A 3,713-nucleotide genomic window follows, 5' to 3' on the forward strand; every position below is an offset into this window, starting at 1 on the left:
AGATATCTCCGATAAAAAAATTTCACCTCCAAATAATTATCAAAATTCTAAATGGAGTTTTGAATAACAGCAAAAAAAATATTTAGATTTTATTAAAGAATAATTTTCCTTCAAAAAAATTAAATAAAACATGCAGCAAGAAATTAACAAAACCCTTGAAATTTTAAAAAACGGTGGTCTCATTCTATATCCCACAGATACCGTTTGGGGAATAGGTTGCGATGCTACTAATGAAGAAGCCGTTAAAAAAATTTACAAACTAAAACAAAGAACAGACTCCAAAGCTTTAATATGCTTAGTTGCGAATGATGCTATGTTAGAACGCCATATTGAAAAAGTACCCGATTTAGCATACGATATTATGGATTTGGCGACCAAACCGACTACAATTATCTACGATAATCCAAAAGGTGTTGCCAAAAATTTAATCGCTGAGGATAATACACTTGCGATTAGAATAGCCTCTGATAAATTTTGTAAGTATCTAATAACCAATTTTAAAAAGCCTATTGTTTCTACTTCTGCAAATATTTCTGACCAACCTACCCCAAGAAACAGAAACGAAATTAGTTCTGTTATTTTAAAAGGTGTAGACTATATTGTAAATTTGCAAACAGAACAAAATTTTGGTTCACCTTCTTCCATTATTAAATTAAGTAATAATGGTAAGGTGAAAGTGATTCGTGAATAAAATGCAGCAGAACTACACTAAGGCTTTACAAGACCCTATTTTTAAAATATTAACAGAAGCATCAGAGTCTTTGTCTCTTGAAGTTTATGTTATCGGCGGTTTCGTACGCGATTTCCTATTACAGCGAGGAACTCCAAAAGATATAGATATTGTTGCCGTGGGCAGCGGTATTGAACTTGCAAAAAAAGTAGCTTCCCTGTTGCCAAATAACCCCAAAGTTTCTGTATTCAAAAATTTTGGTACTGCTATGATTAAATACAAAAACCTAGAATTAGAGTTTGTTGGTGCTAGAAAAGAAAGTTACCATAGAGACAGCCGTAAGCCTGTAGTGGAAAATGGAACACTCGAAGACGACCAAAAAAGAAGGGACTTTACTATTAACGCTTTAGCTCTTTCTTTGAACAAAAATTCTTTTGGAAACCTAATAGACCCTTTTGATGGAGTACAAAACCTAGAACAAAAGAGTATACAAACACCACTAGAACCTAGTATTACCTATTCTGATGACCCTTTACGAATGATGCGGGCAATACGTTTTGCTACACAGTTAAACTTTACCATTGAAAAAGAATCCTTAAATGCTATTACAGAACATAAGGAGCGAATTAATATTATATCTAAAGAACGTATTGTAGAAGAGTTACATAAAATACTAGCAAGCAGCACACCTTCTATTGGATTAGCTCTACTACATAAAACAGGATTATTACCGTATATATTACCAGAGCTTGTAGCATTACAAGGCATTGAAGAAATAGAAGGACAAAAACATAAAGACAATTTCTGGCACACATTAGAGGTTGTAGATAATATAGCTGTAACTACAGACAATCTATGGCTAAGATGGGCTGCATTGTTACATGATATAGGCAAAGCACCAACCAAAAAATTTCATAAAAAAATTGGTTGGACATTCCACGGACATGAATTTGTGGGTTCCAAAATGGTATACAAACTATTTAAAAGGTTAAGAATGCCTTTGAATGATAAGATGAAATTTGTGCAAAAAATTGTACTTATGAGTTCTCGTCCTATTGTCATATCAGAAGATTTTGTAACCGATTCAGCTGTAAGAAGACTAATTTTTGATGCTGGTGACCATATAGAAGATTTAATGACTTTATGCGAAGCAGATATTACTACCAAGAACCCAAGAAAACAAAACAAGTACAAAAATAACTTCAAAATCGTGCGTACCAAAATCACTGAAGTAGAAGAACGTGATCATGTACGTAATTTTCAACCTCCAATTTCTGGAGAAGAAATAATGAAAACATTTGGACTAGAACCTTCTAAAGAAATAGGACAAATAAAAGAAACAATAAAAGAAGCTATCCTAGAAGGAAAAATAGGAAATAACTACGAAGAAGCATACAGCTTCATGCTTGAAAAAGGAAAAAAAATGGGGCTTTTAGTCTCTAAATAATCTTATAAGAATATTTCTTTTAGACGAAAAAAAAAACAATCTTTTCTGTTAACTCTACGACTTTAGAAATAGCTGTTAATTTAAGGATTACCAACAGCTATCCTAGTGCAAATAAAAGAAATAGTAAGGTTTTAACTACACTAAAATAAAAAATATTTTCGGCTTTATAGTTGATAAAACACCTTATTTTAACCCTACTATTCTTACAAATTTTTCTTACTAAAAATCGTTGCTTGGCATCTAGATGATACTTAATTTTAATCATTAAAGAAACAACCTTTTCATAGTCGCTTACCTCTTATAAGCCACTCTTAAATTAACTTCTAATTATTCCTTAAATACGATACTTCATAAAGAAATTTTGTAAGCACACATCATTTTAACCTATTCCCACAACAATAATTATGTGATTTCTAAAAAAAAAAGAATATTTACCCCTTATTTATCTCTAATCAGCTAGATTCTTTTTTTAAAATTCAATTTCTAATGGAAAATTATAATTCAAATACAATATTACTTTTTCTAAAGTATATGTTTCAATACCTGCTTAAAAAGATAGAATTACTTGCTCCATTCAAAAGACGTAAGTTAAATATCAATAAAAGTAATAACCTGTATTCACAACCTACAATTACCTTAATTACACTTATATTGTTTTATATCTTGCCTGCTAGTAATTTGACAGCGCAAGTATCTTGTGGAGACATAAGTGATTATACAACAGTTTGTATTGGATCCCCTTCTACATTTTCTGCCGCAACTACCGGAACCGCTGCTACAACCACCAATCCAGGGAATGATTATGGTTGTTTAAGTTCAAGTCCCAATCCTGCTTGGTTTTATTTTAAAGCTTCCTCTGGAGGGAGTCTAAATATCATACAAACAAACAGTAATCTTGTTGATGTTGATGGTGCCATATGGGGGCCTTTCGATTCCATTACAGATATGACTTCTCAATGTGGAGCATTTGGCGCTCCTTTAGCATGTGATTATGCCTCTGCTCCTGGGTTCAACTTTAGCATTACAGCCACTACTGGTAAATATTATGCTCTTCTTGTTACAAACTATTCTGGGACAGCCACCGAAATTTCTTTAACCGATGGTGGAAGTACCGCTAGTACCGATTGTAGAGCAGATATCGTAACTTCTAAAACTGTTGATAATTCAACTCCAGAAGTTGGAGATACAATTACATGGACATTAACTGCTGAAAACAAAGGAATTTCTGATGCATCTGGACTTGTCATTACGGATCAATTACCTGCAGGCTTAACTTACACAGGCCATTCTGGTGGCACCTATAATCCTGCAACAGGTGAATGGACTATTGGAGCTCTTGCTGCAAACAGCTCAGTTTCTCTAAACATCTCCTCTACCGTTTCTCCTGCTCCTTCAGGTACAACACTTACTAATCAAATTACAAATGTTACTGTTACTGGTGGTGAAGCTAATTCATTCCCAGATGATTTAAGTGAACAAATTACGATTACTGATATAACTCCGCCAACACTTACTATTAATCCTGTTGCAACTGATAATATCATAAACGCTGTAGAAGACAATAGTCCTGTTACTATTTCAGGAACTACTGATGCT

3 protein-coding genes are annotated in these 3,713 nt (G+C 33.3%); all 3 read left to right on the forward strand.

The window, feature by feature from the left end; translation table 11 throughout:
* Positions 1-130 precede the first annotated feature (130 nt).
* A complete protein-coding gene (locus tag QZZ51_RS16330; RefSeq protein ID WP_291871631.1) occupies positions 131-691 on the forward strand; it encodes an L-threonylcarbamoyladenylate synthase in 561 nt (186 codons plus the stop codon).
* Between the two features lies 1 nt (position 692).
* Positions 693-2,117: an HD domain-containing protein gene (locus QZZ51_RS16335; RefSeq protein ID WP_291871633.1), complete on the forward strand. Its 1,425-nt coding sequence runs from the start codon at positions 693-695 to the stop codon at positions 2,115-2,117.
* 678 nt (positions 2,118-2,795) lie between these two features.
* Positions 2,796-3,713, forward strand: a 918-nt coding sequence (locus QZZ51_RS16340) for an isopeptide-forming domain-containing fimbrial protein (protein WP_291871635.1), incomplete at its 3' end; no start/stop codon positions are given.

The organism is Maribacter sp. (genome assembly GCF_016744255.1).
Taxonomy (GTDB): Bacteria; Bacteroidota; Bacteroidia; order Flavobacteriales; family Flavobacteriaceae; genus Maribacter_B.